The organism is Actinomadura sp. (genome assembly GCF_044508335.1).
In the GTDB taxonomy this organism is placed as follows: domain Bacteria; phylum Actinomycetota; class Actinomycetes; order Streptosporangiales; family Streptosporangiaceae; genus Spirillospora.
The window spans coordinates 35,057-41,247 of record NZ_JBIQHY010000054.1; the positions used below are offsets into that span (position 1 = coordinate 35,057).

Annotated in this window: 7 protein-coding genes and 1 pseudogene; 2 read left to right on the plus strand and 6 right to left on the minus strand. The window is 74.5% G+C overall.

The genetic code is table 11. The features are described from left to right. Window positions 1-4: 4 nt before the first annotated feature. On the plus strand, window positions 5-961 hold the full coding sequence (locus ACIWVC_RS19310; protein WP_396452776.1) for an NAD-dependent epimerase/dehydratase family protein: 957 nt from the start codon (window positions 5-7) through the stop codon (window positions 959-961). Window positions 962-1,033: 72 nt separating this feature from the next. On the opposite strand, the gene ACIWVC_RS19315 is transcribed toward ACIWVC_RS19310, so the two are convergent. The 5 genes from ACIWVC_RS19315 to ACIWVC_RS19335 all read right to left on the minus strand — a co-directional run bounded on the left by ACIWVC_RS19315 (window position 1,034) and on the right by ACIWVC_RS19335 (window position 4,135). After that, complete coding sequence (locus tag ACIWVC_RS19315; RefSeq protein WP_396452778.1) at window positions 1,034-1,435, minus strand: DUF2267 domain-containing protein; 402 nt, start codon at window positions 1,433-1,435, stop codon at window positions 1,034-1,036. 82 nt (window positions 1,436-1,517) lie between these two features. Further along, on the minus strand, window positions 1,518-2,411 hold the full coding sequence (locus ACIWVC_RS19320; protein ID WP_396452780.1) for a polysaccharide pyruvyl transferase family protein: 894 nt from the start codon (window positions 2,409-2,411) through the stop codon (window positions 1,518-1,520). A gap of 275 nt (window positions 2,412-2,686) precedes the next feature. Then, window positions 2,687-3,049, minus strand: coding sequence for a fluoride efflux transporter FluC (locus ACIWVC_RS19325; protein WP_396452782.1), 363 nt, complete (start codon window positions 3,047-3,049; stop codon window positions 2,687-2,689). After that, window positions 3,046-3,540 (minus strand): fluoride efflux transporter FluC, encoded by a 495-nt coding sequence (locus tag ACIWVC_RS19330; RefSeq protein WP_396452784.1) that lies wholly within the window; start codon window positions 3,538-3,540, stop codon window positions 3,046-3,048. Before ACIWVC_RS19330 ends, ACIWVC_RS19325 begins: the two co-directional genes overlap by 4 nt. Before the next feature lie 127 nt (window positions 3,541-3,667). Continuing rightward, on the minus strand, window positions 3,668-4,135 hold the full coding sequence (locus tag ACIWVC_RS19335) for an SRPBCC family protein (protein ID WP_396454404.1): 468 nt from the start codon (window positions 4,133-4,135) through the stop codon (window positions 3,668-3,670). Window positions 4,136-4,295: 160 nt separating this feature from the next. Between ACIWVC_RS19335 and ACIWVC_RS19340 the strand changes: the two genes are divergently transcribed. Continuing rightward, window positions 4,296-5,081 carry a SigB/SigF/SigG family RNA polymerase sigma factor gene (locus ACIWVC_RS19340; protein WP_396452788.1) on the plus strand — a complete coding sequence of 262 codons (786 nt, stop codon included), beginning with the start codon at window positions 4,296-4,298 and terminating at the stop codon, window positions 5,079-5,081. Window positions 5,082-5,142: 61 nt separating this feature from the next. Here the strand turns inward: ACIWVC_RS19340 and ACIWVC_RS19345 are convergent. After that, window positions 5,143-5,655: pseudogene (locus ACIWVC_RS19345) on the minus strand (trypsin-like peptidase domain-containing protein); the annotation flags it as partial. Window positions 5,656-6,191 lie beyond the last annotated feature (536 nt).

The window sequence follows — 6,191 nt, forward strand, 5'->3', positions numbered from 1 at the left end:
AGAGATGAGACATCCACGCGCCGTCGTCACCGGAGGATCCGGATTCCTCGGCTCGCACCTGTGCGAGGCGCTCCTCGCCCGGGGGATCTCGGTGGTGTGCCTGGACAACCTGCTCACCGGGACGTCCCGCAACATCGCGCACCTCACGGGCCGGCGGGACTTCAAGTTCGTGAAGCGCGACCTCACCGAGCCGGTGCACGTCCCCGGCGACGTCGGCTACGTCTTCCACCTCGCCTCGGCCGCGTCCCCGGCCGACTACCTGCGGTTCCCGATCCAGACGCTGGAGGTCGGCAGCCAGGGCACCCGCAACGCGCTGGACCTCGCCGAGGCCAAGGGCGCCCGGTTCGTCCTCGCCTCCACCTCCGAGGTGTACGGGGACCCGCTGGTGCACCCGCAGCCGGAGTCGTACTGGGGCAACGTGAACCCGGTCGGGCCGCGCAGCGTGTACGACGAGGCCAAGCGGTTCGGTGAGGCGCTCACGTCGGCGTTCCGGCACGCCCGCGGCCTCGACGCCGCGATCGTGCGGATCTTCAACACCTACGGGCCGCGGATGCGCCCCGACGACGGGCGCGCCGTCCCGACGTTCGTGCGGCAGGCGCTGACCGGCGAGGACCTCACGGTCACCGGGGACGGCTCGCAGACCCGCTCGATCTGCCACGTGGACGACACCGTCCGCGGCATCCTCGCCCTCGCCCTGTCCGCCCATCCGGGCCCGGTCAACATCGGCAGCCCGTACGAGATGTCCATGGGCGACCTCGCCCGCCTGATCATCGATCTCACCGGCTCCAGGTCGGGTATCCGGTTCATCGGCCGCCCCGAGGACGACCCGAGGGTCCGGCGCCCCGACACCGCCCTGGCCGAGGGGGCGCTGGGCTGGCGCCCCCGCGTCACGGTCGAGCAGGGCCTGCGCGGCACCATCGAGTGGTTCGGCAGGGAGCTGCTCGTCGCCCGCCCCGCCTGACCCGCGCGCGCCCGCGCCCCGGCGGCCGCGATGCGCCTCATCGCGGCCGTTTCGCGCGCCCGGGGCCGGTGCTCAGCCGGTGTGGCCGGCCGACACCAGCTCACGGAGGTCGCCGGGGAGGCTGCCGCGCACCTTGTCCAGGATCCCGCCCTCGGTCGCCTCGTCGGTCACCTCCAGCACGACGCGCGCCAGGTACGCCGAGCGGGGCTCGTCGGTCCCGGACCGGGCCGCGACGCGCTCGATGAAGGCGTGCCGGTCGAACCGCTCGCCCGTCCCCGCGCCGCCGTAGACCTCGGTCCGGCGCAGATGCTCGCCGATCTCGTGCGGCAGTTGCGCCGCGAGGTTGTCGGCGAGGCCCTCGGGAATCCGCTCGCCGAGGGTCTCCAGGACCGCCCGGGTCGCGCGCTCCGCCTCGCCGTGGCCGGAGAGGTGCGCGCGGTTCTGGACCTGTCCGATGAACTCTTCGTGCCGCATGGCGGACGCTCCTTCCTGCATATGAAATGCAGAAAATGCCCGTTATGTACGCTCCGTAACGCGTGCGGCATGGCGTGCGCCGTCAGCGCGCGCCGAGCACGTCCAGCAGTTCGCCGATCACGGCGCCGTCCGCCGCCGCCGCAGGCGCCCGCGCGGCCCCCTCGGGCGACAGCGCCCACTCCCACCACCGGTCGAGCTCCGCCGGGTCCAGCAGCGGCTCACCCCGACGCGGCTCCGGCACGGTCACGACGGCGGGCCACGACCACGCGCGCGCCTGCGCCGCCACCTTCGCGCCGCCGCCGACCGGGTCCACGGCCAGCGCGGGGACGCCGTTCTTCAGCGCCAGCACGAGGCCGTGCAGCCGGGTCGTCACCACCAGGTCGAGCCGGCGCAGCGCCGACTCCAGCTCGGCCGCCGTCCCGAACAGGCGCCAGTCGCGCGGATCGAGCCGCGTGTCCAGGGGCAGCCGCGCGCACTCGCGCGCCGCGAGCCAGTCCGTCAGCTCGCGCTGGATCCGGTCGTGCAGCCGCCGCCCGCCGTACTCCGGCTGGCCGGGCGCGAGGACGACCCCGACGACGGGCACGGACGGGGTCGCGGGCAGCGCCGCCAGATCGCGCCGCGGCGCCTCCGCCGGCGCGTCGCGGGCGAGGACGGCGTCGAACCCGGCCACCGCCGGGTCGTCCGGGTCGATGACCGAAACGCCCACGGCGACGCGGGTGCAGCGCGCGTACCGGCGGTGCAGCTCCTCGATCTGCGGCCCGTGCAGCGGACCGCACGCGAACACCAGGTGCGTGTAGGACGCGGGGTCGGCGCGGTCGAGCTCCAGCCCGCCCGGCCGGAAGACGGGGCTCCACGCGAGGTCGCATTCGACGCCCGCCTCGGCCAGCCCGCGGCGGACGGCCTCCATGGCCAGGACGTCGCCCGCCGTGGCCTCACCGTGCAGGAAGCTGGGCCACCCGGCCACCAGGACACGCATCCGCCGACCTCCCCGCGCCATGTAGCGATCGGCCCGTGGCGTGGGTGCTACCCTCGGCCGCCCGTCCCATGTCCCGGCCGGCCCCGGTTCCGCCGGCCGGCACCGGGATTCCGCGCCCAGCAGGTCGCCCTGCCCCCCAGGCGACACTTCAGACACCTTCCGGTTTACGGACACGGCCTTATGGGCAGAGTCATCTCGCGGCCCACTCGCGAGCTCGGAGCCAAGTGCCCCGAACTGCGAGCCTGGGCCGCGCCACATATCAGCGGCCGGGCAGGTCACCCCTGCAGCGCCTGGGCGACGACCATGCCGCAGTAGGCGGCCCCCAGCCCCGCGGCGATGCTCGCCGCCGCGTTCAGCGCCGCGTACGAGCGCGCCCCGGTCTCGGCCAGCCGCAGCGTCTCGTAGCCGAACGTCGAGTACGTGCTCAGGGCGCCGCAGAAGCCCGTCCCGGCGAAGGCCATCACGCCGCCGTCCACCGGCAGCGCCGCCACCAGCCCCAGCACGAACGACCCCGCGACGTTGACCGTGAACGTCCCCCATGGGAACACCGAGTCGTGCCTGGCCTGGACCGCGCGGTCGGCCAGGTAGCGCAGCGGTGCGCCCAGCGCGGCGCCCAGCGCGACGAGCAGGACCGTCACCCGCCCGCCTCCGCGCCCCGGCGGCGGACCAGCGCCCTGGTCATCCGCACCCCGGCGAGGGCGGAGGCGAGCGCGGCGGCCAGTGTCAGCACCAGGTACGCGAGCCCGATCCGCGGCGCGCCGTGCTCGACCGCCTTCTGGACGTCGACGGCGTAGGTCGAGAACGTGGTGAAGCCGCCGAGCACGCCCACCCCGAGGAAGGGGCGCAGCAGCCGGTGCGCCGGCCGCGGCCCGGTGATCAGCACCATGAGCACGCCGATCAGCAGGCAGCCCGTGACGTTGACCCAGAACACCGGCCAGGGGAACTCTCCCGGGCGGTACGGGAAGGCGGTGCTCAGCCCGTACCGCGCGAGCGCCCCGAGCACGCCGCCCGCGGAGATCGCGCCCAGCGTCTCCCACGGCGCCCGGCGCAGCTCGGCGCGCTGCGCCGGGACGTGCAGATCGACGTCGGGGTCCACGGGAGGGCCGGGCGGGGGCATGGGCATGTGCATGGCGATCTCCTACCAGTCGCGGCGGCGTTCCGGTAGGGACCGTTGGCGGTCGTCTCCGCGGTTCGCCCGTGCCGGGCGCGGCGGGCCCCACCGCCGCATCCCCGTGTGCCGGGGTCTGCGCGCGAGTCTACCGGGCGGTCAGGGGCGGGAGTGATCGGCCGGGCCGGCCGCCGGCCGGGACCCCGCGCGACTCGACGAACGTCTTGAACCGCCGCAGGTCGCCCCGCACGCGGTGCGTCAGCGCGCCGAGCCGGTCCCCGGCCTTGTCGGCGAAGCCCTCCGGGTCGATCTCCAGCTGCACGGTGACGCGGGTCGTGGTGTCGTCCAGGCGGTGGAACGTGACGACTCCGGCGTGGGTCGGGCCGTTCAGCGACTTCCACGCGACGCGCTCGTCGGGCCGCCGCTCGGTGATGCGGGCGTCGAACTCGCGGGTGACGCCGGCGATGCGCGTCCGCCAGTGCAGGGTCGTGTCGTCGACTCGGCGGACCTCCTCGACGCCGTCCATGAACCGCGGGAACGCCTCGAACCGCGTCCACTGGTCGTAGGCGCGGCGGATCGGGACGGTGACGTTGACCGATTCGGTGATCGTGCTCACGGCTCCACCTCCTGCCTCACCGCCCGGTTACCCGCCTGACGTGCGGCTATCCGCCCGATCACGGCGGCACCGTGTGATCGCCCTCCTGCCGGGTAGGGGGAGCGCACCGAGCGATCGCCCCCTGCCCTCGCCGGCCGCGTCCGCAAAGGAGAGCACTCGCATGACGTCGGCGCAGAACACCCGGTTCAATGACGGCCAGACCGAGATCCTGCTCGCGGAGATGAACCGGCTGCCGGACGGCGACCCCCGCAGGGAGCGGCTCCGGGCGCGGATCGTCGACATGCACGCCCCGCTCGTCCGCGGGGTCGCGCGCCGGTACGCCAACCGCGGCGAGCCCCTGGACGATCTCCAGCAGGTCGCCTACCTGGGGCTGGTGAAGGCCATCAACCGCTTCGATCCGGGCATCGGCGACCGCTTCGTCACCTACGCCTACCCCGTGGTGACCGGGGAGGTGAAGCGGCACTTCCGCGACAAGACGTGGGGCATCCGGGTGTCGCGCCGCATCCAGGAGCTGCGGCCGATCCTGCAGCGCACCGTGCAGGAGTTCACCCGCGAGCGCGGCCGCGCCCCCACGACCGCGGAGATCTCCTCCCTCATGGACATCACCGAGGACGAGACCATCGAGGTGATCATCGCCTGCGACGCGTACCGGCCGCTGTCGCTGGAGGCGCCCGCGGACGGGTCGCCGGGCGGCGAGAACGGCACGGTGGGCGAGTACCTCGGCTCCGACGACCCGGCCCTGGACGCCTTCATCGACGGCCACTCCCTGGGCCCGCTGATCGACGACCTGCCCGAGCGGGAGCGCACGATCCTGCTGCTGCGGTTCTTCGGCAACAAGACGCAGACGCAGATCGCCGAGCAGATCGGGCTGTCGCAGATGCACGTCTCGCGGCTGCTCCGCGCCACCCTCAACCGGCTCCGCATGGGGCTGCTGGCGGAAGGGTGACCGCACGCCCCGGCCCGCGTCCGGCGCGCCGCGGCGTCCGGTGCCGGGCACGGCTCCGGCGTCACGGCCGGGGCAGCGCGCACGCCCCGCCGAGCACGACGTCGCCGCCCTCGCCGAGGCAGCGGGCGAGAATGTACGTCTGCTGCCCGTAGCGGGCGCCCCGGCGGACCGTGACCTCGCCGTCGCGGCCGACCTCGCAGGGGTTGTCGAGCGTGCAGCGCCCGCCGTCGTCGTTGCCGGTGTTGTTGACGCCGACGACGCGCCGCGTCCGCGCGTCGACGACGGGTGAGCCGGACGTGCCGTGGACCGTGCCGCACTGGGGCGTGTACCGGATGGAGTCCCGCCACGTCCAGCCTGCCTCGCGCAGCCGGTACACCGTGGCGTCGATCCGGCAGGCGTAGATCTTGCGCCAGTAGCCCGACACGACCCGGATCTCCGTGCCGTCGCGCGGCGCGTCCGCGGACAGCGGCAGCGCGGTGGCGCCGTACCGGCGGCGGATCTCGGCGTAGCTGGCGTCCAGCCGGTAGACGGTCACGTCGGTGTCGGTCATCGTCGCGTACTCGACCCTGGCCGCCCGGAGGGGGGCCGAGCTCGCCGCGGCCCGACCGGTCGAGGAGCCGGAACGTCCTCGACGACGGCCGGTCCACGATGACCTCGCCGGCCTCCGGCATCCCCGACTCCAGGCAGTGGCCGTTGGTCAGGACCAGAGCCGCGTCGGCGTCGCGCGAGCGCGGGCCGCGCACGAGCGCCCCGGAGCAGTTGCCGAGCGCGACGATCCCGTCGAAGTCGACCTCCGCCCCGGCGCCGTGCGGCGCCTTCGCCGGGGCCTCGCGCGGGACGGGGGCGGCCTGGCCGCCGCTCGCGGTGAGGGTCCCGGCGGCCGCGGCGGCGAGAGCCGCCGCGGCGAGGGGTCGGCGCATGAGGGCGATCCTCTCTCGGCGGGCCGGACGCCCTCCGGTCGGCGACGGCGCCATCACCGACCGGATGCTAGATCATCTTCGCCCCGATGAGAAGGACCGCCGCCTCAGTCGACGTCCACCCAGCCGTAGGTGCGCTCGACGGCCTTCTTCCAGCCGGCGTAGCCGTCCTGGCGCTGCTGGTCGGTCCAGG